The sequence below is a fragment of the Erwinia sp. AnSW2-5 genome (assembly GCF_045107195.1).
Lineage (GTDB): Bacteria > Pseudomonadota > Gammaproteobacteria > Enterobacterales > Enterobacteriaceae > Erwinia.
Map to the genome: position 1 here is coordinate 1 of NZ_JBJGXA010000026.1, position 24,804 is coordinate 24,804.

The 24,804-nt window shown below is 50.1% G+C and carries 43 protein-coding genes and 1 pseudogene; 6 read left to right on the forward strand and 38 right to left on the reverse strand.

Translation table 11 applies throughout. The annotated features are described in order from the left end of the window. The first annotated feature begins 267 nt into the window (after positions 1-267). On the forward strand, positions 268-822 hold the full coding sequence (locus tag ACFL9S_RS16775) for a gamma carbonic anhydrase family protein (RefSeq protein WP_405263029.1): 555 nt from the start codon (positions 268-270) through the stop codon (positions 820-822). On the opposite strand, the gene ACFL9S_RS16780 is transcribed toward ACFL9S_RS16775, so the two are convergent. Genes ACFL9S_RS16780 through dprA form a run of 6 tightly spaced genes read right to left on the reverse strand, consistent with a single transcriptional unit; the run spans position 789 to position 4,590 of the window. Continuing rightward, a complete protein-coding gene (locus ACFL9S_RS16780) occupies positions 789-1,049 on the reverse strand; it encodes a DUF1488 domain-containing protein (RefSeq protein ID WP_405263030.1) in 261 nt (86 codons plus the stop codon). The two genes, ACFL9S_RS16775 and ACFL9S_RS16780, sit on opposite strands and share 34 nt — an antisense overlap. Continuing rightward, entirely contained in the window at positions 1,046-1,864 is an 819-nt protein-coding gene (aroE, locus tag ACFL9S_RS16785) for a shikimate dehydrogenase (protein ID WP_405263031.1), read from the reverse strand. The genes ACFL9S_RS16780 and aroE overlap by 4 nt, the downstream gene beginning before the upstream one ends. 11 nt (positions 1,865-1,875) lie before the next feature. Next, entirely contained in the window at positions 1,876-2,442 is a 567-nt protein-coding gene (gene tsaC, locus ACFL9S_RS16790; RefSeq protein ID WP_405263032.1) for an L-threonylcarbamoyladenylate synthase type 1 TsaC, read from the reverse strand. After that, on the reverse strand, positions 2,426-2,995 hold the full coding sequence (locus ACFL9S_RS16795; protein ID WP_405263033.1) for a topoisomerase DNA-binding C4 zinc finger domain-containing protein: 570 nt from the start codon (positions 2,993-2,995) through the stop codon (positions 2,426-2,428). The genes tsaC and ACFL9S_RS16795 overlap by 17 nt, the downstream gene beginning before the upstream one ends. 25 nt (positions 2,996-3,020) lie before the next feature. Beyond that, on the reverse strand, positions 3,021-3,494 hold the full coding sequence (smg, locus tag ACFL9S_RS16800; RefSeq protein ID WP_133847011.1) for a DUF494 family protein Smg: 474 nt from the start codon (positions 3,492-3,494) through the stop codon (positions 3,021-3,023). Further along, the gene (gene dprA / locus ACFL9S_RS16805; RefSeq protein ID WP_405263034.1) at positions 3,466-4,590 is read right to left on the reverse strand and encodes a DNA-protecting protein DprA; all 1,125 of its coding nucleotides are present in this window, start codon (positions 4,588-4,590) and stop codon (positions 3,466-3,468) included. Before dprA ends, smg begins: the two co-directional genes overlap by 29 nt. Positions 4,591-4,716: 126 nt before the next feature. Between dprA and def the strand changes: the two genes are divergently transcribed. The 5 genes from def (at position 4,717) to mscL (ending at position 9,502) form a co-directional block, all read left to right on the forward strand. Then, positions 4,717-5,226: a peptide deformylase gene (gene def, locus ACFL9S_RS16810; protein WP_405263035.1), complete on the forward strand. Its 510-nt coding sequence runs from the start codon at positions 4,717-4,719 to the stop codon at positions 5,224-5,226. Positions 5,227-5,249: 23 nt separating this feature from the next. Beyond that, positions 5,250-6,197 (forward strand): methionyl-tRNA formyltransferase, encoded by a 948-nt coding sequence (gene fmt, locus ACFL9S_RS16815; protein WP_405263036.1) that lies wholly within the window; start codon positions 5,250-5,252, stop codon positions 6,195-6,197. Between the two features lie 47 nt (positions 6,198-6,244). Further along, positions 6,245-7,534 carry a 16S rRNA (cytosine(967)-C(5))-methyltransferase RsmB gene (gene rsmB / locus ACFL9S_RS16820; protein ID WP_405263037.1) on the forward strand — a complete coding sequence of 430 codons (1,290 nt, stop codon included), beginning with the start codon at positions 6,245-6,247 and terminating at the stop codon, positions 7,532-7,534. 59 nt (positions 7,535-7,593) lie between these two features. Then, a complete protein-coding gene (gene trkA / locus ACFL9S_RS16825) occupies positions 7,594-8,970 on the forward strand; it encodes a Trk system potassium transporter TrkA (RefSeq protein WP_405263038.1) in 1,377 nt (458 codons plus the stop codon). 118 nt (positions 8,971-9,088) lie between these two features. Further along, the gene (gene mscL / locus ACFL9S_RS16830; RefSeq protein ID WP_405263045.1) at positions 9,089-9,502 is read left to right on the forward strand and encodes a large-conductance mechanosensitive channel protein MscL; all 414 of its coding nucleotides are present in this window, start codon (positions 9,089-9,091) and stop codon (positions 9,500-9,502) included. Positions 9,503-9,544: 42 nt separating this feature from the next. Here mscL and ACFL9S_RS16835 read toward each other — a convergent pair whose 3' ends face one another. From ACFL9S_RS16835 to ACFL9S_RS16990, 32 genes and pseudogenes are all read right to left on the reverse strand, one after another. Further along, a complete protein-coding gene (locus ACFL9S_RS16835; protein ID WP_405263039.1) occupies positions 9,545-9,760 on the reverse strand; it encodes an alternative ribosome-rescue factor A in 216 nt (71 codons plus the stop codon). Between the two features lie 55 nt (positions 9,761-9,815). Further along, positions 9,816-10,247, reverse strand: a complete 432-nt coding sequence (gene zntR / locus ACFL9S_RS16840) for a Zn(2+)-responsive transcriptional regulator (protein ID WP_405263040.1) — start codon at positions 10,245-10,247, stop codon at positions 9,816-9,818. After that, positions 10,247-10,618, reverse strand: coding sequence for a DUF1992 domain-containing protein (locus ACFL9S_RS16845; protein WP_405263041.1), 372 nt, complete (start codon positions 10,616-10,618; stop codon positions 10,247-10,249). The genes zntR and ACFL9S_RS16845 overlap by 1 nt, the downstream gene beginning before the upstream one ends. A gap of 120 nt (positions 10,619-10,738) precedes the next feature. Next, on the reverse strand, positions 10,739-11,125 hold the full coding sequence (gene rplQ / locus ACFL9S_RS16850; protein WP_003850180.1) for a 50S ribosomal protein L17: 387 nt from the start codon (positions 11,123-11,125) through the stop codon (positions 10,739-10,741). A gap of 40 nt (positions 11,126-11,165) precedes the next feature. Then, the gene (locus ACFL9S_RS16855; RefSeq protein WP_002919219.1) at positions 11,166-12,155 is read right to left on the reverse strand and encodes a DNA-directed RNA polymerase subunit alpha; all 990 of its coding nucleotides are present in this window, start codon (positions 12,153-12,155) and stop codon (positions 11,166-11,168) included. A 25-nt stretch (positions 12,156-12,180) separates the two neighbouring features. Further along, a complete protein-coding gene (gene rpsD, locus ACFL9S_RS16860; protein WP_012442832.1) occupies positions 12,181-12,801 on the reverse strand; it encodes a 30S ribosomal protein S4 in 621 nt (206 codons plus the stop codon). Positions 12,802-12,834: 33 nt separating this feature from the next. Further along, on the reverse strand, positions 12,835-13,224 hold the full coding sequence (gene rpsK / locus ACFL9S_RS16865; RefSeq protein WP_004160563.1) for a 30S ribosomal protein S11: 390 nt from the start codon (positions 13,222-13,224) through the stop codon (positions 12,835-12,837). 16 nt (positions 13,225-13,240) lie between these two features. Then, positions 13,241-13,597 carry a 30S ribosomal protein S13 gene (rpsM, locus tag ACFL9S_RS16870; protein WP_048917626.1) on the reverse strand — a complete coding sequence of 119 codons (357 nt, stop codon included), beginning with the start codon at positions 13,595-13,597 and terminating at the stop codon, positions 13,241-13,243. 146 nt (positions 13,598-13,743) lie between these two features. Next, a complete protein-coding gene (gene rpmJ, locus ACFL9S_RS16875) occupies positions 13,744-13,860 on the reverse strand; it encodes a 50S ribosomal protein L36 (protein WP_004160566.1) in 117 nt (38 codons plus the stop codon). Positions 13,861-13,892: 32 nt separating this feature from the next. Then, a complete protein-coding gene (gene secY / locus ACFL9S_RS16880; RefSeq protein WP_004160567.1) occupies positions 13,893-15,224 on the reverse strand; it encodes a preprotein translocase subunit SecY in 1,332 nt (443 codons plus the stop codon). Positions 15,225-15,231: 7 nt separating this feature from the next. Further along, positions 15,232-15,666, reverse strand: a complete 435-nt coding sequence (rplO, locus tag ACFL9S_RS16885) for a 50S ribosomal protein L15 (protein WP_200644131.1) — start codon at positions 15,664-15,666, stop codon at positions 15,232-15,234. Positions 15,667-15,669: 3 nt separating this feature from the next. After that, a complete protein-coding gene (gene rpmD / locus ACFL9S_RS16890; RefSeq protein ID WP_004160569.1) occupies positions 15,670-15,849 on the reverse strand; it encodes a 50S ribosomal protein L30 in 180 nt (59 codons plus the stop codon). Between the two features lie 5 nt (positions 15,850-15,854). Continuing rightward, positions 15,855-16,355, reverse strand: coding sequence for a 30S ribosomal protein S5 (gene rpsE / locus ACFL9S_RS16895; RefSeq protein ID WP_004160571.1), 501 nt, complete (start codon positions 16,353-16,355; stop codon positions 15,855-15,857). A gap of 14 nt (positions 16,356-16,369) precedes the next feature. Next, entirely contained in the window at positions 16,370-16,723 is a 354-nt protein-coding gene (gene rplR, locus ACFL9S_RS16900) for a 50S ribosomal protein L18 (RefSeq protein WP_004160572.1), read from the reverse strand. 9 nt (positions 16,724-16,732) lie between these two features. Beyond that, the gene (rplF, locus tag ACFL9S_RS16905; RefSeq protein WP_405263042.1) at positions 16,733-17,266 is read right to left on the reverse strand and encodes a 50S ribosomal protein L6; all 534 of its coding nucleotides are present in this window, start codon (positions 17,264-17,266) and stop codon (positions 16,733-16,735) included. Between the two features lie 12 nt (positions 17,267-17,278). Then, entirely contained in the window at positions 17,279-17,671 is a 393-nt protein-coding gene (gene rpsH, locus ACFL9S_RS16910; protein WP_405263043.1) for a 30S ribosomal protein S8, read from the reverse strand. 30 nt (positions 17,672-17,701) lie between these two features. Beyond that, positions 17,702-18,007 (reverse strand): 30S ribosomal protein S14, encoded by a 306-nt coding sequence (gene rpsN / locus ACFL9S_RS16915; protein ID WP_133847024.1) that lies wholly within the window; start codon positions 18,005-18,007, stop codon positions 17,702-17,704. A gap of 13 nt (positions 18,008-18,020) precedes the next feature. Continuing rightward, positions 18,021-18,560: a 50S ribosomal protein L5 gene (gene rplE, locus ACFL9S_RS16920; protein WP_013204126.1), complete on the reverse strand. Its 540-nt coding sequence runs from the start codon at positions 18,558-18,560 to the stop codon at positions 18,021-18,023. A 14-nt stretch (positions 18,561-18,574) separates the two neighbouring features. Further along, a complete protein-coding gene (gene rplX / locus ACFL9S_RS16925) occupies positions 18,575-18,889 on the reverse strand; it encodes a 50S ribosomal protein L24 (RefSeq protein WP_048917632.1) in 315 nt (104 codons plus the stop codon). 10 nt (positions 18,890-18,899) lie between these two features. Continuing rightward, positions 18,900-19,271 carry a 50S ribosomal protein L14 gene (gene rplN / locus ACFL9S_RS16930; protein ID WP_015960712.1) on the reverse strand — a complete coding sequence of 124 codons (372 nt, stop codon included), beginning with the start codon at positions 19,269-19,271 and terminating at the stop codon, positions 18,900-18,902. Positions 19,272-19,435: 164 nt separating this feature from the next. Beyond that, complete coding sequence (gene rpsQ / locus ACFL9S_RS16935; protein ID WP_133847025.1) at positions 19,436-19,690, reverse strand: 30S ribosomal protein S17; 255 nt, start codon at positions 19,688-19,690, stop codon at positions 19,436-19,438. Further along, positions 19,690-19,881 carry a 50S ribosomal protein L29 gene (gene rpmC, locus ACFL9S_RS16940; RefSeq protein WP_405263044.1) on the reverse strand — a complete coding sequence of 64 codons (192 nt, stop codon included), beginning with the start codon at positions 19,879-19,881 and terminating at the stop codon, positions 19,690-19,692. Before rpmC ends, rpsQ begins: the two co-directional genes overlap by 1 nt. Then, on the reverse strand, positions 19,881-20,291 hold the full coding sequence (gene rplP / locus ACFL9S_RS16945) for a 50S ribosomal protein L16 (RefSeq protein WP_002438716.1): 411 nt from the start codon (positions 20,289-20,291) through the stop codon (positions 19,881-19,883). Before rplP ends, rpmC begins: the two co-directional genes overlap by 1 nt. 12 nt (positions 20,292-20,303) lie before the next feature. After that, positions 20,304-21,002, reverse strand: coding sequence for a 30S ribosomal protein S3 (rpsC, locus tag ACFL9S_RS16950; RefSeq protein ID WP_002919766.1), 699 nt, complete (start codon positions 21,000-21,002; stop codon positions 20,304-20,306). A gap of 17 nt (positions 21,003-21,019) precedes the next feature. After that, positions 21,020-21,352: a 50S ribosomal protein L22 gene (gene rplV / locus ACFL9S_RS16955; protein ID WP_000447532.1), complete on the reverse strand. Its 333-nt coding sequence runs from the start codon at positions 21,350-21,352 to the stop codon at positions 21,020-21,022. Positions 21,353-21,366: 14 nt separating this feature from the next. Continuing rightward, entirely contained in the window at positions 21,367-21,645 is a 279-nt protein-coding gene (gene rpsS / locus ACFL9S_RS16960) for a 30S ribosomal protein S19 (RefSeq protein ID WP_004160590.1), read from the reverse strand. Positions 21,646-21,661: 16 nt separating this feature from the next. Continuing rightward, positions 21,662-22,483 carry a 50S ribosomal protein L2 gene (rplB, locus tag ACFL9S_RS16965; RefSeq protein ID WP_133847026.1) on the reverse strand — a complete coding sequence of 274 codons (822 nt, stop codon included), beginning with the start codon at positions 22,481-22,483 and terminating at the stop codon, positions 21,662-21,664. Between the two features lie 17 nt (positions 22,484-22,500). Beyond that, complete coding sequence (gene rplW / locus ACFL9S_RS16970) at positions 22,501-22,803, reverse strand: 50S ribosomal protein L23 (RefSeq protein ID WP_062749336.1); 303 nt, start codon at positions 22,801-22,803, stop codon at positions 22,501-22,503. Next, the gene (gene rplD / locus ACFL9S_RS16975; protein ID WP_133847027.1) at positions 22,800-23,405 is read right to left on the reverse strand and encodes a 50S ribosomal protein L4; all 606 of its coding nucleotides are present in this window, start codon (positions 23,403-23,405) and stop codon (positions 22,800-22,802) included. Before rplD ends, rplW begins: the two co-directional genes overlap by 4 nt. A gap of 10 nt (positions 23,406-23,415) precedes the next feature. Continuing rightward, positions 23,416-24,045: a 50S ribosomal protein L3 gene (gene rplC / locus ACFL9S_RS16980; protein ID WP_048917638.1), complete on the reverse strand. Its 630-nt coding sequence runs from the start codon at positions 24,043-24,045 to the stop codon at positions 23,416-23,418. A gap of 32 nt (positions 24,046-24,077) precedes the next feature. Next, positions 24,078-24,389 carry a 30S ribosomal protein S10 gene (gene rpsJ, locus ACFL9S_RS16985; protein WP_001181005.1) on the reverse strand — a complete coding sequence of 104 codons (312 nt, stop codon included), beginning with the start codon at positions 24,387-24,389 and terminating at the stop codon, positions 24,078-24,080. A gap of 310 nt (positions 24,390-24,699) precedes the next feature. Further along, positions 24,700-24,804, reverse strand: a pseudogene (locus tag ACFL9S_RS16990) (elongation factor Tu); the annotation flags it as partial.

Genomic DNA, 24,804 nt, shown 5'->3' on the forward strand with positions numbered 1-24,804 from the left:
GAAGTTTTTCCGGCGGTTCAGATGCTTCCTGAACCTCCTGAGCCGCTGGCGTTACGCCGTTTGCCGTCTCAGTGGTTGCGCATTATAGGGATCCGAATTTATTGCACAAGCCTTTTTTGGATCTTTCTTTTTGGTTGCTGAGTTTTCACTCTTATCGCTGAGATCTCAGGCGATCCGCACAAAATTACCGCGTCTTTTTCACCAATCATTGATCAAAGATCGCTTCCGGAACTAGGCTACTGGGATCGTATCGGCAAAGAGGTAGTTATGAATCACAATATACGAGCATATAAAGGAGTGCGTCCTCAGTTAGGCGAACGCGTGATGATCGATACCACCAGCGTGGTGATTGGTGACGTCGTGCTGGCTGATGATGTCGGCATCTGGCCTCTGGTTGTGATCCGGGGAGATGTTAACAGAGTCACTATTGGCAAACGCAGTAATATCCAGGATGGCAGTATTCTGCATTTAACCCATAAATCAGCCGCTAACCCTGAAGGCCATCCGCTGGTTATTGGGGAAGATGTCACCGTCGGGCATAAAGCGATGCTACACGGCTGCACGATTGGTGATCGTGTTCTGGTTGGAATGGGATCCATTCTGCTGGATGGCGTGATAGTAGAAGATGATGTGATGATAGGAGCAGGGAGCCTGGTCTCACCTGGTAAACGCCTTGAAAGCGGTTATCTCTATTTAGGCAGCCCGGCGAAAAAGATACGCCCACTAACAGAGGAGGAGATTGGTGGCCTGCTCTATTCGGCTAATAACTATGTTGGCTGGAAAAATGACTATTTGTCAGAAGAGAGCCATACCCAACCCTGAGCATCTTCTTTATGATGTTTGATCGCCAGCTCGGCATCCTCTTCCAGCTCCCAGCGATTCAGACAGAAGCAGACCAGGGGATCTCCTGTAGTAGTAAAGCGGCGAAGCAATGCTTCGCCGTCAATAGCACAAACCATTTGAAAACCGTTCACCAACGCACTGAAGCAAACGGCCTGTAGCGATTCATCCCACCATTCACGTTCAGGGAACTGAATCGCCTGGTTCACACGCTCATCTCTTGTTTCAGCACATTGATGACTGGCGTGATTTCCGGCATAACACCATGCCACAACATAAAGGAGTGCGCCGCCTGCCCCACCAGCATTCCCAGACCGTCGGCCATCTGAGTCGATCCTTGCTGGCGACACCATTGCAGGAAAGGTGTATCTCCCACTTGATAGAACATGTCATAGCAACGGCTACGCGCATTCAACAGCCCGGCAGGAAGATCAGGAATGCCTCCTTCTACACCGCTTGAGGTCGCATTGATGATCAGGTCGAACTGAGCATCGCACAATTCATTCTGCGCGAGAGCACGAATACCGCCGTGGTGCTGGAACAGCTCCACCAACTCTTCAGCCCGAGCATGAGTGCGATTCGTCACCGTTACACTGCAATTAAACGCGAGTAGCGGCAGGATCACGCCTCGTGCGGCTCCGCCTGCCCCGATCAACAGGATCCGATCGTCGGGATGAATCAACTGCAAACGCAGAAGATCGCTCAACAGGCCGATCCCGTCGGTGTTATCCCCTAACAGGCGTCCGTCATCCAGCTTCTTTAGCGTATTGACCGCTCCTGCCAGCGCTGCGCGCTCCGTAAGTTCACTGGACAGAGCAAAAGCTTGCTGTTTGAACGGCAAAGTAATATTTGCCCCCTGGCCACCCTGAACAAAAAATTCGCGGGCAGACTGCTCAAAACCATCAAGTGGAGCACATAGCCGGTCGTAAGGGTGCGGAATACCAGTTTGTTCAGCAAATAGCTGGTGAATACGCGGCGATTTACTGTGGCTAATCGGGTTACCGAAGACGACAAAAGACGGCATAAGTGTTCTCTTTATCCCTGGCGAATGAGTTCGCCGGTTAATACATCGCGAATTTCTGATGGGTTCTGGCGACCACCGGTTTCACCCTGGAATACCGGGAAAGCCTCACCAAACTGTGCAAGTACTTCAGCGACATTGCGACAAGGTGGTAAGCCCGTCAGATTGGCACTGGTGGAAACCAGTGGTTTACCAAACGACTTGCACAATGCCGCAACGTCGGGATGATCGCTGACGCGTACGGCCAGCGAGGAAAATTGCCCCGTCAGCCAGTCAGGTGTCGATGCACGCGCAGGTAACACCCAGGTGACCGGCCCAGGCCAGTGGGAAAACATCCGCTCTTTTTGCTCCGCAGAGAGCAGCTCGTCGGCAATATAAGGAACCAGTTGCTGATAGTCAGCCGCAATAAGAATGAGCCCCTTTTCTATCGGGCGGTGTTTTAACGCCAGCAGTTTCAGCACTGCGGCCTCGCTGTCAGGATCACAACCCAAACCGAATACGGCCTCGGTTGGATAAGCAATCACTGCCGACTGACGCAGCACCTTAATACAGTGCGTTAGTGACTCATCCACGGATTTCATCTTCACTACCATTCTCTAACGTTGCAGGTTTGCCACAGGCTTTACTGGCGCAAAAACGTCTGACACCTCTGGCCGTTTTCTTTTCAATAAGCAGCGGGAACTGACAAAACTCGCAGATCCCCTCCAACGGAGTGAAATTCACCGCAAACTGGCAATCCGGATAACGGTCACAAGCATGGAAGGTTTTACCGAAGCGCGAGCGACGTTGCACCAGCTTCCCCCCCTGGCACTGGGGACAGGCAAGTGTGGTTTCATCTGGCTTATCGATGGTTTCAGTATGTTCGCATTCGGGATAATCGCTACAGGCGATAAACATGCCATATCGCCCCTGGCGCAACACGAGGTCAGCGCCGCATTTTGGGCATAGCTGACCCTCGAGCACTTTAATGATGTGCCCGTCAGTCTGGCCTTTTAGCGGACGAATAAAGTCGCATTCAGGATAGAGTGAGCAACCAAGAAAAGCGCCATGTTTCCCGGAGCGAATAACCAGTTCTGCCCCACACTGGGGGCAGGGTTCATTTTTTCGCACAGCGAAAAGCGCTGTTTTATTCATAACATTGTGTACACGAAGGCAATCTTCAGTGCAGCATTCCTTCATTGACGTCGAAAAGTAGCTCTTCCATTTGCTGATAGGCGTTTTCACATCCAGGGATATTAAACAACACCATCAGCACCACCCATTTGAGATCGTCCAGATCAAACTCGAGGGTATCAAGTGCCATAATACGTTCGATAACCATTTCACGCGTGTCCAGATTCAGTACCTGAATTTGCTCCAGGAACAGAATAAAGCCACGGCAGTTGGCATCTAAACGCTGACTCTCTTCCTCGGTGTAGATACGCATAGACAGCGGATCGGTAGTCAGCTGAATCGGGGCGACCAGACCTTCCTGATAATCCGCCAGCTTCTCCAACCAGTTCAACGCATTATAAATATCTTCACGATGAAAACCTGCATCGGTTAAATCATCTGTCAATTTATCCTGATCAACACGCATTTCTGCTTCGTTGTGGATATACGTTTCAAATAAGTACATTAGTACGTCGAACATGGCTTGCCCTCCTCAATCGGACATAGCCGCCGGGTACAGCTGCGATCCACCCTGCTAACTCCAACTCAAGCAGCTTCGCTACGATGGCTGGCACAGGCTGGCCGGCACGTTCAGCGACGACGTCAACAGGTGTAACCTCATCTCCTACGTTAGCCAACACATCGGGAAATGGCAATGGAGGATTACTACTCTGTACAGAATTGTTTTCCAGTGGAGACGAATCTGATAGCCAGGAGAGGTCGCTCTGTATTTGTTCGATAATATTATTGGGATGAGCCACAAGTAATGCACCTTGCTGAATCAGCCAGTGTGTTCCCTCGCTGCCGGGGTTACCCAAGGACCCAGGCAGCGCATACACGTCACGGTTCTGTTCCAAAGCCAGTTTAGCTGTGACCAGTGAACCACTGCGTAACGTAGCTTCCACAACCAGTACGCCAAGGCTGAGACCGCTAATAATCCGGTTACGCCGGGGAAAGTGAGCGCGTAGCGGCTGCACCGACAACGGAAACTCAGAGACTAGCGCACCACCATTGGCAATAATCTGCTCTGCCAGCGCCTGATGGCGCCGTGGGTAAAGAACATTAAGCCCACTACCCAACACAGCTATCGTCTTCCCCTGAACGTCCAGCGCCGCACGATGAGCAACACCATCAATGCCTAATGCCAACCCACTGGTGATCGTCAAGCCACTGAGAGCCAGCGCCTGGCTGAACCAGCTACCCCATTCACGACCATAATGCGAGCAATGGCGGCTGCCGACCACCGCCAACTGTGGCGAAGATAGTAGGTTCGGATCACCGGCAACAAATAGCAGCAACGGAAAACTTGTGATTGCCTTAAGCTGTTCTGGGTAATAAGGGCTAAGAGGTGTAATAAAATGATGCTGAGGTGCATCCAGCCATTCAACACTCTGAGCAATAATCTGTTTATCATAATCAAGAAACGCCTGCTGCTGTAAAACCGACAGGCCTAGCGATGCCAGATCGCAGGCGTCAGGCAACGCGATCGTCTGTAATTCGGTCATTAAAGCCAGACGCTGTGAACTTGATAGCCCGGGCACAGTTGAAAGCCTTAAGGCGCACTCCACTGGTAACATGAATCTCTCCCTGATATTGCCCCTTCCCCCTGAAGGTTACCACCACGAATGCTGTCAATCGCCGTGCGAAATGTCTACAATAAGAGAGATAAATATCTAATCCCTTGAACACAGATCTGGAAAGTTATGTCAGTTTTGCAGGTATTACATTTTCCTGACGATCGCCTGCGCATCGTTGCGGACCCCGTAAAAGAAGTGAATGCTAATATTCAACGTATCGTCGATGATATGTTTGAAACAATGTACGCAGAAGAAGGTATTGGCCTGGCGGCAACCCAGGTGGATATTCATCAGCGTATTATCGTTATTGATGTTTCTGAGAATCGTGACGAGCGCCTGGTTCTCATCAATCCGGAATTGCTGGAAGAAAGTGGCGAAACCGGTATTGAAGAAGGCTGCTTGTCTATTCCTGAGCAACGCGCACTTGTGCCTCGCTCTGAGAAAGTCAAAGTCCGGGCACTGGACCGTGATGGCAACAGCTTTGAACTGGAAGCGGATGGCCTGCTGGCGATCTGTATCCAACACGAGATGGATCATTTGGTGGGTAAACTGTTTATTGATTACCTGTCGCCAATGAAACGTCAGCGTATTCGTCAGAAGCTGGAAAAACTGTATCGTCAGAGCGCCCGCGACTGAGTTCGCTGACTGAAGGGAATAATGTGTCCGAATCATTAAAAATCATTTTTGCCGGCACCCCAGACTTCGCAGCGCGTCATCTTGACGCGCTGTTGTCATCCGGACATCAGGTTGTCGGTGTATTCACTCAGCCTGATCGCCCTGCGGGTCGTGGCAATAAACTCACTGCCAGCCCAGTAAAACAACGGGCCGAACACCACAATATCCCGGTTTTCCAGCCTAAATCGCTACGCCCCGAAGAGAACCAGCAGCTGGTCGCTGCGCTGGATGCTGATGTCATGGTAGTCGTAGCCTACGGGCTGATCCTACCGAAAGCCGTGCTGGATATGCCACGCCTTGGTTGCATCAACGTTCATGGTTCCCTGCTACCGCGCTGGCGCGGTGCCGCGCCTATCCAGCGTTCGCTGTGGGCAGGTGATGCAGAGACAGGTGTGACCATCATGCAGATGGATGTTGGGCTGGATACAGGCGATATGCTTTACAAGCTGGCCTGCCCAATCGAATCCAGCGATACCAGTGCCACGCTGTACGACAAGCTGGCAGACCTGGGTCCAACCGGGATGCTGGCAACGTTGAAACAGTTAGCCAATGGTAGTCTTCAGCCCGAAGTCCAGGATGAATCACAGGTCAGTTATGCAGAGAAACTGAGCAAGGAAGAGGCCCGTCTTAACTGGTCGCTTTCTGCCGAACAGCTGGAGCGCTGCATTCGGGCATTTAATCCCTGGCCTGTCAGTTATTTCCTCATTGAGGAACAACCTGTAAAAGTGTGGAAAGCCTCAGTGCTACCGGCTGTCAGCAATCATCAACCAGGTGAGATCCTCCAGGCTGATAAACATGGCATTCAGGTGGTAACTGCTGATGGTGTGCTGAATATTGAAGAGCTACAACCTGCCGGCAAGAAAACCATGAAAGCCCAGGATCTGCTTAACTCCCGCCGTGAATGGTTTACTCCGGGCAATATTATTGCCTGATACACAGTCCGGTACTTGTGCCGGACCGTAAGAATTGCGAATCCACTATGAAAAAAAATACTAACTTACGCAGTGTTGCTGCTCAGACTATCGAGAAAGTCGTTGAGCAAGGGCAATCGCTCAGTAACGTGCTGCCCGCTGCACAGAAATCTGTCGGTGAGAAAGACGCAGCCCTGTTACAGGAGCTTTGCTATGGCGTACTGCGTACGCTGCCGCAACTGGAGTGGATTATCAGCAAACTGATGTCACGTCCAATGACAGGCAAGCAACGCACCATTCACTTTCTCATTATGGTCGGCCTGTATCAGTTGATGCATACACGTATTCCAGCCCATGCGGCATTAGCGGAAACGGTAGAAGGCGCCATTGCGCTGAAACGTCAGCAGTTAAAAGGTCTGATCAACGGCGTACTTCGCCAGTTCCAGCGTCAGCAGGAAGAGTTGATGCTGCAGATGAATGATGGCGATCAGCAATACCTGCATCCAAAGTGGTTACTGGAACGTCTGAAGCGTGCGTGGCCAGGTCAGTGGCAACAAATTATCGAGGCTAATAACCAGAGGCCACCAATGTGGCTGCGTATTAACCGAAACCATCATAGCCGCAATGCGTGGCTGGCACTCCTTGAGGAAAGCGGTAAAACAGCATTTGAGCATCCGCAACACATTGATGCATTAAGGCTTGAAACGCCATGCGCTGTTGGCCAGCTTCCAGGATTCGATAAGGGCTGGGTCACTGTTCAGGATGCCTCAGCTCAGGGCTGTGTAGCACTGCTTGATCCACAAAATGGCGAGAAGATCCTCGATCTCTGCGCTGCGCCAGGCGGGAAGACGACACATATTCTGGAAGTGGCCCCGCAGGCTGACGTCATGGCGGTCGATGTTGATGCCCAGCGCCTGACAAGAGTTAGTGAGAATCTGCAACGCCTGGATATGAAGGCGGAAGTTAAGTCAGGGGATGGCCGTACTCCGGAAGTCTGGTGTGGCAATACCTTGTTCGATCGCATTCTGCTGGATGCGCCCTGCTCGGCAACGGGTGTCATACGGCGCCATCCTGATATTAAATGGCTGCGCCGCGATCGTGATATCCCAGAGCTTGTGTTATTGCAGCAGCAAATCCTGGATGCAATCTGGCCACATCTGAAGTCTGGTGGAACGCTGTTGTACGCTACCTGCTCCATATTGCCGGAAGAAAATCATCAGCAAATAAGCCAGTTCCTGCAGCGTCATACTGATGCACGTTTGAGCGATACAGGTGACCTTTCACAGCCGGGTATTCAGGTATTTCCGCAGACAGATGGCGGTGATGGTTTCTATTACGCAAAATTGATAAAACAGTGATCGGCGTGGCGCGTTACACTGCGCCACAACCAGAACGACAACCAACAGACTGAAGCATAATGAAAATCATCATTCTTGGTGCAGGACAGGTCGGCGGTACACTCGCTGAGAACCTGGTCGGTGAAAACAACGATATTACCGTAGTCGATACCGATGCCCTGCGCTTGCGTCAGTTGCAGGATAAGTTCGACTTGCGCGTAGTCCAGGGGCACGGTTCTCATCCACGAGTATTGCGCGAAGCTGGTGCTGAAGATGCCGATATGTTGGTTGCCGTCACTAACTCTGACGAAACCAATATGGTAGCGTGTCAGGTCGCCTATTCTCTATTTAATACGCCTAACCGTATCGCGCGCATCCGGGCCCCGGAATATATTCGCGATGCTGACAAACTCTTTATTCCTGAAGCAGTGCCCATCGACCACCTGATCTCCCCTGAACAGTTGGTGATCGACAATATCTATCGGCTGATTGAGTATCCCGGCGCTCTTCAGGTGGTTAATTTTGCCGAAGGCAAGGTCAGCCTCGCCGTTGTTAAAGCCTATTACGGTGGACCGCTTGTCGGTAATGCCCTATCGGTTATGCGCGAGCATATGCCGCATATCGATACGCGCGTCGCAGCGATCTTCCGCCAGGATCGCCCGATCCGTCCTCAGGGTTCCACTATCATTGAAGCCGGAGATGAAGTGTTCTTCATCGCTGCAAGCCAGCATATTCGCGCGGTAATGAGTGAATATCAGAGACTGGAAAAACCCTACAAGCGCATTATGATCGTCGGTGGTGGCAATATTGGTTTTGGTCTGGCACAACGTCTGGAGAAACATTACAGCGTGAAACTGATCGAGCGTGATCAGCAACGAGCCGCAGAACTGGCCCAAAACCTGCAAAATACTATCGTCTTTTATGGTGATGCATCGGATCAGGAGTTGCTGGCTGAGGAACATGTTGATCAAATCGATCTGTTTATCGCCATCACTAACGACGATGAAGCCAATATCATGTCAGCGATGCTGGCAAAACGTATGGGTGCCAAGAAAGCGATGGTACTTATTCAGCGTCGCGCCTACGTTGACCTGGTTCAGGGCAGTGTGATCGACATCGCTATCTCACCTCAACAAGCCACGATCTCAGCCCTGCTAGGGCATGTGCGTAAGGCAGATATTGTTGGCGTTTCTTCATTGCGCCGTGGTGTGGCGGAAGCCATTGAAGCGATTGCTCATGGCGAAGAATCAACATCGAAAGTCGTAGGACGCCAGATTGATGACATCAAACTGCCACCCGGCACGATTATTGGTGCAGTCGTGCGCGGTAATGATGTGATCATCGCCAATGACAACCTGCGTATTGAGCAGGGAGATCATGTCATCATGTTCCTCACCGACAAGAAATTTGTTCCTGACGTCGAACGTCTGTTCCAGCCCAGCCCATTCTTCCTCTAATCTGTCTGATTCCCCCCACCCGGTTCTAACCGGGTGTTTAGCTTTTTATCTGTAATCACCGTGGAAAAAGCCCGATCGTTTGTTAGAATTAAAAAATTGGCAAAAACAGGAGCTAACAATGAGTTTATTCAAAGAGTTTCGCGATTTCGCGATGCGTGGCAACGTGGTGGATCTGGCTGTCGGTGTCATCATTGGTGCAGCATTTGGCAAAATCGTTTCCTCACTGGTGGCAAATATTATTATGCCACCGCTGGGCCTACTGATCGGGGGAGTTGATTTTAAACAGTTTGCCTGGGTACTGAAACCAGCCGAAGGGGAAACAGCGGCAGTCGTGATGCAATACGGTATTTTCCTGCAAACCATCTTTGATTTTGTCATTGTTGCTTTTGCCATTTTTATGGCCATCAAAGTGATGAACAGGATGTATAAGAAGAAAGAAGTGGAAAAAACTGTGGCAAAACCTTCTGCGGAAGAAACACTTCTGAGTGAGATCCGTGACTTGTTGAAAGAACAGAATAACAAATCACTGTAGAACACACACAATATAGAGAAACCGTCATGACTGACGGTTTTTTTATGCCTCAAAAACCAGAAGGCCAGTGGTAAATACGCGATTAGCGCACTGACCACTGGCCTCCCAGTTACCTTTCTTGGCGTGTTTATCTTTACGCCGGAAGCTTCCTTTCCCTTTCTGATTAACTTCAATACGTGTTTTGAACAATGGATCATGTAACAATGCTTCGAGTGCATTATCGCGGATAGTACCTTTTTTATGTTGATAAACAGTCATAGTGCTTCCTGTGAGTAAATGCCAGCTGAGAATATAGCCCTGTTATTTCGGAAATTCAATCCGGAGTTTTAGCCATTGTTGTGGTTGCCCCCCTTTCTAACGCTTCAAGGATTGAACAGTATACGCTGCTATGGGATGTCCCACAGCAGGCGTCATTGAGCCTCTTCAGCGAACGCTGCATATGCTGTAACTCAGTCAGCATGGCTTCAACTTCATTCAGTCGCTTCTGTACGATCGTTTTCGACTCCTGACAGGTGTGATGTTCAGGGTCAACGCGAATCGATAACAGTTCACGAATGGCTTCGAGGGTGAAGCCCAGCTGCCGGCCATAGCGAATAAACTTAAGACGCTGAAGATCACTATCGCTGTAAAGTCGAAAGCCGCCTTCGGTTCGAATCTCGTGATTCATCATCTGCTGCTTTTCATAGAAACGGATGGTATCTGGCGTGACATCAGCCAGTTTCGCCAGTTGCCCAATACGATACATTACTGTTCCTCACTGAAGTGCCGTTGCACTTTTCTGCCATATCCGCCATGTAAAAAATCCGTACTGATCCCCGCCTGTTTCAGCTTCATTTCCAACAATCTCAGCTGTTTTTCCTGCTGCTGATAGCGGTCCTCTTCTGAGTCCACAGTGCGTAGTAGTTCATGCAGCTCGATTGCTTCGCGCATCATCTCCAGCTCTGGTGGCAAGAATCCAGAGTTTTTTAGAATGCGATAGCCTGCACGGAGCTCTACCGGTATATGACTGTCATCATCTAGCTGTAGTGTTCGGCCAGAGCCGGGGAGATTATCGAGTTCACCCTGACGCAAAGCAGCAAGAATATGCTTTTCGGCCAATTGATCAAGTAAGGACATGGCGACCTCTGATTATGAGATTGAAGTCAGCATAACGCATTTGAAAGGGAGATAAAAAGGAGGCGGAATTTTGGATATAAAAAAACCCCGCAAGCGGGGCTTTTTCAATACTGCGGCAGATTACTCTGCTGCAGCTTCTGCTTGAGCTTCTGGACGATCAACCAGCTCGATGTAAGCCATCGGAGCGTTGTCACCAGCGCGGAAGCCACACTTCAGAATGCGAGTGTAACCACCTGCACGGCTCGCAAAACGCGGACCGAGCTCATTAAACAGTTTTGCCACGATCTCGTTATCACGAGTACGGGCGAATGCCAGACGACGATTAGCTACGCTGTCGGTCTTGGCAAGAGTAATCAGCGGCTCAACTACGCGACGCAGCTCTTTCGCTTTTGGCAGGGTCGTCTTGATAATCTCGTGACGAACCAAAGAGCCAGCCATGTTGCGGAACATAGCCTGGCGATGGCTGCTGTTACGGTTCAGTTGACGACCACTCTTACGATGGCGCATGACCTTATCCTTCTCAGTGAAACCTTAACCTGTGATCGGGTTATTCATCAGCAATGCTAGCTGGTGGCCAGTTTTCCAGGCGCATGCCCAGAGACAAACCACGAGAAGCCAGCACATCTTTAATCTCAGTAAGAGATTTTTTACCAAGGTTAGGCGTTTTAAGCAACTCAACCTCGGTACGCTGTACCAGATCACCGATGTAGTGGATAGCTTCTGCCTTAAGGCAGTTAGCAGAGCGGACAGTCAATTCCAGATCGTCAACAGGGCGCAGCAAGATCGGATCGAATTCTGGTTTCTCTTCTTTCACTTCCGGCTGACGTACATCACGTAAGTCGACGAAAGCTTCCAGTTGTTCAGCCAGAATGGTAGCTGCACGACGTATCGCCTCTTCAGGATCGATAGTACCGTTAGTTTCCATTTCGATGACCAGCTTGTCCAAATCGGTACGCTGTTCAACACGCGCTGCTTCAACATTGTAGGCAATTCGCTCTACAGGGCTGTAGCAGGCATCGACCAACAGACGACCAATTGGGCGCTCATCTTCTTCCGAATGAATTCGGGCAGAAGCCGGCACATAACCACGACCACGCTGAACTTTGATACGCATGCTAATAGCGGCGTTTTCATCGGTCAGGTGACAGATCACGTGCTGCGGCTTGACGATTTCGACATCCCCATCATGGGTGATATCGGCTGCAGTCACAGGGCCAATGCCAGATTTATTCAGAGTAAGAATAACTTCATCTTTGCCCTGAACTCTTACCGCCAAACCTTTTAGGTTGAGCAGGATTTCCAGGATATCTTCCTGTACGCCCTCTTTGGTGCTGTACTCGTGCAGTACACCATCAATTTCAACCTCGGTCACCGCGCAACCCGGCATTGATGAAAGCAGAATACGGCGCAGTGCGTTACCAAGAGTATGGCCAAAGCCACGCTCTAAAGGCTCAAGGGTCACCTTGGCGTGCGTCGAACTCACTTGCTCGATATCTACCAGGCGCGGTTTTAGAAACTCTGTCACAGAACCCTGCATTGTGTCCTCTCTTTGGTACTAAGCCTTACTTGGAGTAAAGCTCGACGATCAGGTGTTCGTTAATGTCCGCAGACAGATCAGTACGTTCAGGAATACGCTTGAACACACCTTCCATCTTAGTTGCATCAACTTCCAGCCAGGTTGGCTTTTCACGCTGTTCAGCCAGCTCCAGAGCGGCTTTCACGCGAGACTGCTTTTTGGCTTTCTCACGGATGCTAACAACGTCATTCGGAGTTACCTGATAAGAAGCGATGCTAACAACGCGACCGTTTACCATAATAGATTTGTGGCTAACCAACTGACGTGATTCTGCACGAGTGGCGCCAAAGCCCATACGATAAACAACGTTATCCAGACGACCTTCCAGCAGAGCTAACAGATTTTCACCTGTGTTGCCTTTCAGACGAGCTGCTTCTTTATAATAGTTACGGAACTGACGCTCCAGCACGCCGTAGGTACGACGAACTTTCTGCTTTTCACGTAACTGCACGCCATAGTCAGACAGACGTGGCTTGCGCGCACCGTGCTGACCAGGAGCTTGTTCAATCTTACACTTGGTATCAATCGCGCGAACGCCAGACTTGAGGAACAGGTCTGTGCCTTCACGACGGCTCAGCTTGAGCTTAGGACCCAAATATCTTGCCATTTTCTTTCTCCAACATTCCTAAAAAACGGGGCGTTATACGCGACGTTTTTTCGGCGGACGACAACCGTTGTGGGGGATCGGAGTCACATCAGTAATATTAGTGATGCGGAAACCAGCAGCGTTCAGAGCACGAATTGTTGATTCGCGGCCTGGACCAGGACCCTTAACCATAACTTCCAGGTTCTTAATACCGTAATCTTTCACGGCCTCTGCGCAACGCTCTGCAGCAACCTGCGCAGCGAACGGCGTAGACTTACGAGAACCACGGAAACCGGAACCACCGGCTGTTGCCCAACCCAGCGCATTACCCTGACGATCGGTAATAGTTACGATGGTGTTGTTGAAAGATGCATGGACATGAGCCACGCCATCAGAGACTTGCTTTCTTACACGCTTACGTGCACGAACTGGTGCCTTTGCCATTATTCAATCACCCCGATTATTTCTTGATCGGTTTACGCGGACCCTTACGGGTACGTGCGTTAGTCTTGGTACGCTGACCGCGCACTGGAAGACCACGACGATGACGCAAACCACGATAGCAGCCAAGGTCCATAAGACGCTTGATGCTCAGGGTGACTTCACGACGCAGATCGCCTTCAACAACAAATTTAGCTACTGCATCACGCAGAATGTCGATTTGTTCTTCAGACAGCTCACTGATCTTAACATTTTCAGCAATACCCGTTGACGCACAGATAGCCTGTGAGCGGGTTTTACCGATACCGAAAATTGCAGTTAATGCGATAACGGTATGTTTATGATCAGGAATGTTAATGCCTGCTATACGGGCCACTATGCACTCCTATTTAATTACTTATGCGTCCCATGCCGAAAAGCCCGTTTTCAGGATACTCAAATGGAAACGCATAGACATACAAAAGATTGGCTGGCTAATCTAGCCAGCTCAACCCGACTTTGCAAGAAAAATATGCGATTAAATCAGCCTTGGCGCTGTTTATGCTTAGGCTCGGCACTACAAATCACACGAACGACGCCGTCGCGACGAATGATTTTGCAGTTACGACATAATTTCTTGACGGAAGCACGAACTTTCATTTTTACTCTCCGTTACTTCTCAAGCGCCTGAATTAACGGCCGTAGCCCTTCAGGTTTGCTTTCTTCAATGCAGACTCATACTGACTTGACATCATCAGAGTTTGCACTTGAGCCATAAAGTCCATGATGACAACGACTACGATCAGCAGTGATGTACCGCCGAAGTAGAATGGAACTTTCATCGCATCACGCATGAACTCCGGGATCAGGCAGATAAAGGTAATGTACAACGCACCGATTAATGTCAGGCGTGTCATTACTTTATCGATATACTTCGCCGTCTGTTCTCCCGGACGAATACCTGGTACAAATGCACCAGACTTCTTCAGGTTATCTGCTGTTTCACGCGGGTTGAAAACCAACGCTGTGTAGAAGAAACAGAAGAAGATGATTGCAGTCGCATAGAGTAGCACATAAAGCGGTTGACCAGGCTGCAATGACATCGAAATAGTCGTCAGCCAGTTCCAGCCAGTACCGCCCCCGAACCATGACGCGATGGTTGCTGGGAACAAGATAATGCTGGAAGCAAAGATAGCAGGTATTACACCGGCCATATTAACTTTCAACGGTAAATGTGTGCTCTGCGCAGCATAGACACGACGGCCTTGCTGACGTTTCGCATAGTTCACCACAATGCGGCGTTGACCACGCTCAACGAAAACAACGAAGAAGGTCACTGCAAATACGAGAACTGCAACCAACAGCAACAGGAGGAAGTGCAGGTCGCCTTGCCGCGCTTGCTCGATGGTATGGCCAATGGCCGGCGGCAGACCCGCAACAATACCAGCGAAGATAATGATCGAGATACCGTTGCCGATACCTCGTTCAGTTATCTGCTCGCCCAGCCACATCAGGAACATTGTCCCGGTGACCAAGCTGACAACAGCGGTAAAGTAGAAAGCAAAGCCTGGATTTAACACCAGTCCCTGCATTCCAGGCATATTTGGCAGGCCGGTAGCAATACCGACCGCCTGGAATATACCTAATACCAGAGTACCGTACCGGGTGTACTGGCTAATCTTACGACGGCCAGCCTCCCCTTCTTTCTTGATTTCTGCTAACGCTGGATGAACCACCGTCAGCAGCTGGATAATAATAGATGCCGAAATGTACGGCATAATACCCAGTGCAAAGATAGAAGCACGGCTCAGAGCACCACCAGAGAACATGTTGAACATTTCAATGATGGTGCCACGCTGTTGCTCAAGCAGTTTGGCAAGTACAGTGGCATCGATACCAGGGATCGGAATAAAAGAACCAATGCGGAAGACAATTAGCGCACCAATTACAAACAGAAGTCTGCGTTTTAGTTCGCCAAAACCGCCTTTGGCACTTTGAAAATCTAATCCCGGTTGCTTAGCCATCTGCTACTTATTCCTCAATTTTACCGCCAGCAGCTTCGATTGCAACACGAGCGCCTTTAGTTACACGCAGGCCGCGAATCGTTACCGGTGCAGAAACTTCGCCAGACAAGATCACTTTCGCGAACTCGATCTGAATACCGATAATATTTGCTGCTTTCAGCGTGTTCAGGTCGACGATACCACCTTCAACTTTCGCGAGGTCAGACAGACGAACTTCTGCAGTGACCATTGCTTTGCGAGAGGTGAAACCGAATTTCGGCAGACGACGGTACAGAGGCATCTGGCCGCCTTCAAAACCACGACGTACGCCACCGCCAGAACGTGAGTTCTGACCTTTGTGACCGCGACCGCCGGTTTTGCCGAGACCAGAACCAATACCACGACCCAGACGTCTAGGAGCGTGCTTGGAGCCGTCGGCCGGAGACAGAGTATTTAAACGCATCTGTTACTCCTCCACTTTAACCATGTAGGAAATCGCGTTAACCATACCGCGTACAGCTGGCGTGTCTTCACGCTCTACGGTGTGGTTAATACGACGCAGACCCAGGCCAAGCAGTGTTGCCTTGTGTTTTGGCAAACGACCGATCGAACTGCGGGTTTGAGTAATTTTAATAGTCTTAGCCATGGTCATTACCCCAGAATGTCTTCAACGGATTTGCCACGCTTAGCAGCGACCATTTCTGGGGAATTCATGTTGGCCAGGCCATCCAGAGTTGCACGAACCACGTTGATCGGGTTAGTGGAACCGTAGGCTTTAGCCAGAACGTTATGAACCCCAGCAACTTCCAGAACGGCGCGCATTGCACCACCGGCAATAATACCGGTACCTTCTGAAGCTGGTTGCATGAACACACGAGAACCTGTGTGCACACCTTTAACAGGGTGCTGCAGGGTGCCGTTGTTCAGCGCGACATTGATCATATTGCGACGAGCTTTTTCCATCGCTTTCTGGATCGCTGCTGGAACTTCACGCGCTTTACCGTAACCAAAACCAATGCGACCATTACCATCACCAACAACAGTCAGAGCTGTGAAGGAGAAAATACGGCCACCTTTAACGGTTTTAGATACGCGATTTACCGCGATCAGCTTTTCCTGCAGTTCGCCAGCTTGTTTTTCGATGTGTGCCATCTTACACCTCTACCTTAGAACTGTAGGCCAGCTTCACGGGCAGCATCTGCCAGTGCCTGGACACGACCATGATATTGGAAACCAGAACGGTCGAAAGAAACACCAGTGATGCCTTTTTCGATTGCGCGTTCAGCAACTGCTTTACCAACAGCAGCAGCAGCGTCTTTGTTTCCAGTGTACTTCAGTTGCTCACTGATAGCTTTTTCTACTGTAGAAGCAGCGACCAGGACTTCAGAACCGTTGGGTGCGATTACCTGTGCGTAAATATGACGCGGGGTACGATGTACCACCAGGCGAGTAGCACCCAGCTCTTTGAGCTTGCGACGTGCGCGGGTCGCACGACGGATACGAGCAGATTTCTTATCCATAGTGTTACCTTACTTCTTCTTAGCCTCTTTGGTACGCACGACTTCGTCGGCGTAACGAACACCCTTGCCTTTATAAGGCTCAGGACGACGGTAGGCGCGCAGATCCGCTGCAACCTGACCAATCAGCTGTTTATCAGCGCCTTTCAGCACGATCTCAGTCTGAGTTGGACATTCAGCAGTGATTCCCGCAGGCAGCTCATGGTCAACAGGGTGAGAGAAGCCCAGGGCTAAGCTCACAGAGTTGCCTTTAACGGCTGCACGATAACCTACACCAACCAGCTGCAGCTTCTTAGTGAAGCCTTCGGTAACACCGATAACCATACCGTTCAGCAGAGCACGTGAAGTACCAGCCTGCGCCCAACCATCCACAAAACCTTCGCGCGGAGCGAAAGTCAGGGTGTTGTCAGCATGCTTTACTTCTACAGCTTTGTTGAGCGTACGAGTCAGCTCGCCGTTTTTACCTTTAATCGAAATTACCTGACCGTCGAGTTTTACCTCTACGCCGGCAGGAATCGCGACTGGTGCTTTAGCAACACGAGACATTTATTCCTCCGATTAAGCTACGTAGCAGATAATTTCGCCGCCAAGACCTGCCTGGCGAGCTGCACGATCGGTCATAACACCTTTAGAGGTAGAGATAACAGCGATACCCAGTCCAGCCATAACTTTTGGCAGTTCGTCTTTGCGTTTGTAGATACGCAGACCTGGACGGCTTACACGCTGAATGCTCTCTACCACTGCCTTGCCCTGGAAATACTTAAGAGTCAGTTCCAGTTCAGGCTTGATGTCGCCTTCGATTTTAAATTCTTCAATATAGCCTTCTTCCTTCAGCACGTTGGCAATAGCCAATTTCAGCTTGGAGGAAGGCATGGTGACCGCAACTTTGTTCGCGGCTTGACCGTTACGGATACGGGTCAGCATATCCGCGATCGGATCTTGCATGCTCATCTGTCTTTACTCCCGTGATTCAATTGGTAATTACCAGCTAGCCTTTCTCAAGCCAGGTACTTCACCGCGCATGGCGGCTTCACGCAACTTGATACGGCTCAGACCGAATTTGCCCACATAACCATGTGGACGGCCAGTTTGACGGCAGCGGTTACGCTGACGAGACGGGCTGGAATCACGCGGCAGAGTTTGCAGCTTGAGAACAGCATTCCAACGATCTTCGTCGGATGAGTTCACATTTGAAATGATAGCTTTCAGTTCCTCGCGTTTAGCGCGGTACTTGTCAGCCAGTTTCACGCGAACGACTTCACGTGCTTTCATCGATTGCTTAGCCATCAGTAACCCTGCCTTACTTGCGGAACGGGAAGTTAAAAGCAGCCAAAAGTGCGCGGCCTTCATCATCAGATTTCGCAGTAGTGGTAATGGTGATATCCAAACCACGAACGCGGTCGACTTTGTCATAGTCGATCTCTGGGAAGATGATCTGCTCACGAACGCCCATGCTGTAGTTTCCACGGCCATCGAATGACTTAGCGGACAAGCCACGGAAGTCACGGATACGTGGAACAGCAATAGAAATCAGACGCTCAAAGAACTCCCACATGCGTTCGCCACGCAGAGTTACTTTACAGCCGATCGGATAGCCCTGACGGATTTTGAAGCCTGCAACTGATTTGCGTGCTTTGGTGATAAACGGCTTTTGGCCGGAGATTGCTGCTAAGTCAGCTGCTGCGTTATCCAGCAGTTTCTTATCAGCGATCGCTTCACCTACACCCATATTCAGGGTGATCTTCTCGACCCGAGGGACTTGCATGACAGAATTGTAGCTAAACTCAGTCATGAGTTGTTTAACTACTTCGTCTTTGTAGTAATCATGCAGTTTCGCCATCGTACTACTCCAAATTACTTGATAGTTTCGCTGTTCGATTTGAAGAAACGGACTTTTTTGCCGTCTTCGAATCTAAAGCCTACACGGTCAGCCTTGCCGGTTGCCGAGTTGAAGAGCGCAACGTTAGAAACCTGAATAGCAGCTTCTTTTTCAACGATGCCACCTGGTTGGTTCAGAGCCGGAACCGGCTTTGAGTGCTTCTTAACCAGGTTGATACCTTCAACAATCAGTTTGCCTGAAGACAGAACATTTTTTACTTTACCGCGCTTACCTTTATCTTTGCCGGTCAGCACGATAACTTCGTCATCGCGACGGATTTTAGCTGCCATTTTTCGCTCCTTAGAGTACTTCTGGTGCCAGAGAGATAATTTTCATGAACTTTTCAGTACGAAGTTCACGAGTTACCGGCCCAAAAATACGCGTTCCGATAGGCTGCTCACTGTTATTATTTAAAATAACGCATGCATTACCATCGAAGCGAATGACAGAACCGTCCGGGCGACGAACACCCTTCCTGGTGCGCACCACTACCGCTTTCAGCACATCACCCTTCTTAACCTTACCGCGAGGAATTGCTTCCTTGATGGTAATTTTGATGATGTCGCCTACGCCTGCGTAGCGACGGTGCGAGCCACCCAGAACCTTGATACACATTACGCGACGTGCACCGGAGTTGTCGGCGACGGTCAGCATAGTCTGTTCTTGGATCATTTTAGTGCTCCGCTAATGTCAACTACTACTTCGGGACCTGATTCAGGTCGTATAAAAGCCCCATATTGAGGGCGCAGCATTATAACACTGCTTCCTGCATATGGGTAGAAAAAATAAACGGCTCTCGCGAGCCGCTTATCTTATTTTTAGAGAGGCAGATTCTATTACAGAATCGCTTTCTCTACAACGCGAACCAGCGTCCAGGACTTAGTCTTGGACAGTGGACGGCATTCGCGGACTTCAACCACGTCGCCGATACCACATTCATTGTTCTCGTCGTGTACGTGCAGTTTGGTCGTACGCTTGATGAATTTCCCGTAGATCGGGTGCTTCACTACGCGTTCGATAGCAACAACAATAGATTTCTCCATTTTGTCACTAGTCACACGACCTTGCAGAGTACGGATTTTATCGGTCATTACGCACCCGCCTTCTCAGTCAGTAAAGTCTTAACACGAGCAACATCACGGCGCACATTCTTCAAGACGTGAGTCTGTTGAAGTTGGCCGGATGCTGCCTGCATGCGCAGATTGAACTGTTCACGCAGCAGGTTAAGAAGCTCAGTTTTGAGCTCTTCAACGCTTTTTTCACGCAGCTCTGTAGCTTTCATTACATCACCGTCTTAGTTACAAAGGTGGTTTTGATAGGCAGTTTTGCTGCTGCCAGCTTGAAGGCTTCACGGGCCAGCTCTTCTGGAACGCCGTCCATTTCATACAGGACTTTGCCAGGCTGGATCAAGGCAACCCAATACTCTACGTTACCTTTACCTTTACCCATACGCACTTCCAGCGGCTTCTCGGTAATTGGTTTGTCCGGGAATACTCGGATCCAAATTTTACCTTGACGCTTAACTGCACGGGTCATTGCACGACGTGCTGCTTCGATCTGACGTGCAGTCAGACGACCACGGCCAACAGCTTTCAGACCGAAAGTACCGAAGCTAACATCCGTACCCTGCGCCAGACCACGGTTGCGGCCTTTGTGCACTTTACGGAATTTTGTACGCTTTGGTTGTAACATCAGCGACTCTCCTTACTTACGGCCTTTACGCTGCTGCTTTTTAGGTTGAGCAGCCGGTTCCGGTTGTTCAACAGCAGCCATACCACCCAGGATCTCACCTTTGAAGATCCATACCTTAACGCCGATTACACCATAAGTGGTGTGGGCTTCAGAGGTGTTGTAGTCAATGTCTGCACGCAGAGTGTGCAGTGGCACGCGGCCTTCACGGTACCATTCGGTACGCGCGATTTCTGCACCGCCAAGACGGCCACTAACTTCAACTTTGATCCCTTTAGCGCCCAGACGCATTGCGTTCTGTACAGCACGCTTCATAGCACGACGGAACATCACACGACGCTCCAGCTGTGAAGTGATGCTGTCAGCAACCAATTTAGCGTCCAGTTCCGGTTTACGGACTTCGGCGATATTAATCTGTGCAGGAACGCCAGCGATATCCGCTACGACCTTGCGCAGTTTTTCTACATCTTCGCCTTTCTTACCGATAACGATGCCAGGGCGAGCAGTGTGAATAGTCACACGGATGCTCTTAGCCGGACGCTCGATAACGATACGAGAAACGGATGCTTTAGCCAGTTCTTTAGTCAGGAACTGACGCACTTTAAAGTCGCTGTCCAGGTTGTCAGCGAATTCTTTGGTATTTGCGAACCAGGTAGAGTTCCAGGGTTTAACAATACCCAGGCGAATACCATTAGGATGTACTTTCTGACCCATTGCTAGTCTCCAGAGTCTCAGCGATCGGACACAACCACAGTAATGTGGCTGGTGCGCTTCAGGATGCGATCTGCACGACCTTTTGCACGAGGCATAATGCGCTTCATGCTTGGGCCTTCGTCTACGAAGATCTTCGTGACTTTCAGATCATCAATGTCAGCGCCATCGTTGTGTTCGGCGTTAGCAATGGCAGATTCCAGAACTTTCTTGACCAGTACAGCCGCTTTCTTATTGGTGTAGGTCAGAATGTCCAGAGCCTGCGACACTTTCTTACCGCGTACAAGATCCGCTACCAGGCGAACCTTCTGTGCAGAAGAACGAGCGTGGCGATGTTTAGCGATAGTTTCCATCTCTTCCTCCTGCCTTAGCGTTTCTTGGCTTTTTTATCAGCCGCGTGGCCGCGATAAGTACGGGTCGGTGCAAATTCACCCAGTTTGTGACCGACCATTTCGTCGGAAACAAAGACAGGAACGTGCTGACGACCATTATGGACAGCGATGGTCAAACCGATCATGTTAGGGAAGATCGTTGAACGACGGGACCAAGTGCGCAGTGGCTTCTTGTCTCCGCTTTCCAAAGCTTTCTCTACCTTCTTCAGCAAGTGCAGGTCAATAAAAGGACCTTTCTTGAGAGAACGTGGCATGGCTTATCCTCTAAAATTATTTGCTACGGCGACGTACGATGAACTTATCGGTACGCTTGTTGCTGCGGGTTTTCTTACCTTTGGTCTGAACGCCCCACGGAGTTACCGGGTGCTTACCAAAGTTTTTACCCTCACCACCACCGTGCGGGTGATCGACTGGGTTCATCGCAGTACCGCGAACGGTAGGGCGAATACCACGCCAACGAGCTGCACCGGCTTTACCCAGAACGCGAAGCATGTGCTCAGCGTTGCCGACTTCGCCAAGGGTCGCGCGGCAGTCAATTTCGACTTTACGCATTTCACCAGAACGCAGACGCAGGGTAACGTAAGAACCATCACGGGCAACGATCTGCACGTAAGTACCAGCTGAGCGAGCAATCTGACCGCCTTTGCCTGGTTTCATTTCTACGTTATGCACGGTAGAACCCACTGGGATGTTACGCATCGGCAGAGTGTTACCTGCTTTAATCGCAGCATCAACGCCAGACTGAATCTGGTCGCCAGCTTTCAGGCCTTTAGGGGCCAGGATATAACGGCGTTCGCCGTCTTTGTACAGAACCAGTGCGATATTCGCAGAGCGGTTCGGATCGTACTCAAGACGTTCAACGGTCGCTGGGATACCATCTTTGTTGCGTTTGAAGTCAACAATACGGTAAGCCTGCTTGTGACCACCACCGATATGACGGGTAGTGATGCGACCATTGTTGTTACGGCCACCGGATTTGCTGTTTTTTTCTACCAGCGGGGCGAATGGTTTGCCCTTGTGCAGCTCCGCGTTTACCACTTTAACTACATGGCGACGACCCGGAGATGTCGGTTTACATTTAACAATTGCCATTGTTCTTCTCCTCCGACTTACTCAGCGCCGCCTGCGAAGTCCAGATTCTGGCCTTCTTTCAGGGTGACGTAAGCTTTTTTCCAGTCGCTACGACGACCAATACGCTGTCCAGAACGCTTAGTTTTGCCTTTAACCAGCAAAGTGTTCACGACTTCAACTTCTACTTCGAAAAGTTTCTGTACAGCGGCTTTGATTTCTGCTTTGGTCGCGTCTTTCGCAACTTTGAGAACGATGGTGTTAGTTTTTTCCATCGCAGCAGATGCTTTTTCAGATACGTGCGGCGCGCGCAGTACTTTCAGCAGACGTTCTTCACGGATCATGCCAGCATCTCCTCAACTTGCTTAACTGCGGCAGCAGTCATAACGACTTTGTCGAAGGCGATCAGGCTAACTGGGTCGATACCCGCTGCATCACGTACGTCAACCTTGTACAGGTTACGCGCGGCCAGGAACAGGTTCTCTTCCAGTTCGCCAGTGATGATCAGCACGTCTTCCAGAGCCATGTCTTTCAGTTTCTCTACCAGCAACTTAGTTTTAGGTGCTTCCAGAGAGAACTGCTCGACAACGATCAGACGATCTTGACGTACCAGTTCAGACAGAATGCTTTTCAGCGCTCCGCGGTACATCTTTTTGTTAACTTTTTGACTGTGGTCCTGTGGCTTCGCAGCGAAGGTAACACCACCTGAACGCCAGATTGGGCTCTTTACAGAACCTGCACGGGCGCGGCCGGTACCTTTCTGGCGCCATGGCTTTTTGCCAGAACCAGTTACTTCAGCACGAGTCTTCTGAGCACGAGTACCCTGACGAGCACCTGCTGCATAAGCAACAACAACCTGGTGTACCAGCGCTTCGTTGAAATCACGACCGAAGGTAGTTTCGGAAACAGTCAGCGCGCTTTGCGCGTCTTTCAATACTAATTCCATTGCTATCCCCTTACGCCTTCACAGCTGGTTTAACGATAAGGTCGCAACCGGTAGCACCGGGTACTGCACCTTTAACCAGCAGCAGGTTGCGCTCAGCGTCAACACGTACAACGTCCAGACTCTGAACAGTTACACGCTCGTTGCCCATCTGGCCTGCCATTTTCTTGCCTTTGAACACTTTGCCCGGAGTCTGGTTCTGACCGATAGAACCCGGTACGCGGTGTGACAAGGAGTTACCGTGCGTAGCATCCTGAGTACGGAAGTTCCAGCGCTTTACAGTACCGGCAAAACCTTTACCTTTAGATGTTCCAGTCACGTCAACTTTTTTCACGTCAGCGAAAATGTCAACATTAATGCTCTGACCTACAGTGAACTCTGCGCCTTCAACAGTGCGGAATTCCCACAGACCACGGCCAGCTTCAACGCCAGCTTTAGCAAAATGACCTGCTTCAGGCTTAGTTACACGGTTTGCTTTTTTAGCACCGGTAGTTACCTGGATAGCAGTGTAACCGTCGTTTTCCAGGCCTTTGACCTGAGTAACGCGGTTCGCTTCAATTTCGATCACGGTTACAGGGATAGAAACGCCATCTTCTGTGAAGATACGGGTCATACCCACTTTTTTACCGACTAAACCAATCATTGTTTCAACCTCTCAATCGCTCAATGACCTGATTAACCCAGGCTGATCTGCACGTCAACACCTGCAGCCAGATCCAGACGCATCAGAGCATCAACCGTTTTCTCGGTTGGCTCAACGATGTCAACCAGACGCTTGTGAGTGCGAATCTCATACTGATCACGCGCGTCTTTGTTGACGTGCGGGGAGATCAGAACGGTAAAGCGCTCTTTGCGGGTCGGCAGCGGGATAGGACCACGTACCTGCGCACCAGTGCGCTTGGCAGTCTCTACGATTTCCGCAGTTGATTGATCGATCAGACGATGATCAAACGCTTTAAGACGGATACGGATTCTTTGGTTCTGCATGAGACCAGAGCTCCAATTATTTATAAACGAAAAGAATTACTACTCACATCCATTACGATTGATGGAGGAGTGTAATCGTTGAGCACATAACTCGCATATCGCGAGTATTGTTGACATGTACTTTCGTACTTGTCTGCGATTCATATCGAATCGCGCCTTACCATATTGGCAGGCCCGCGTATTATACGTACATTTGGAGGCAAAGCAAACACTATGTGTGTTTTGCCAGTGACAGGCAAAAAAAAAGAGCGCCTAAGCGCTCTCTTTTATTGCTCTGGCAGAGCAAACTCTGCCAGACAAGTTTCGACAATTAAGCGATAACTTTAGCAACAACACCTGCACCAACGGTACGGCCGCCTTCGCGAATTGCGAAACGCAGACCATCGTCCATTGCGATTGGGTGGATCAGGGTAAC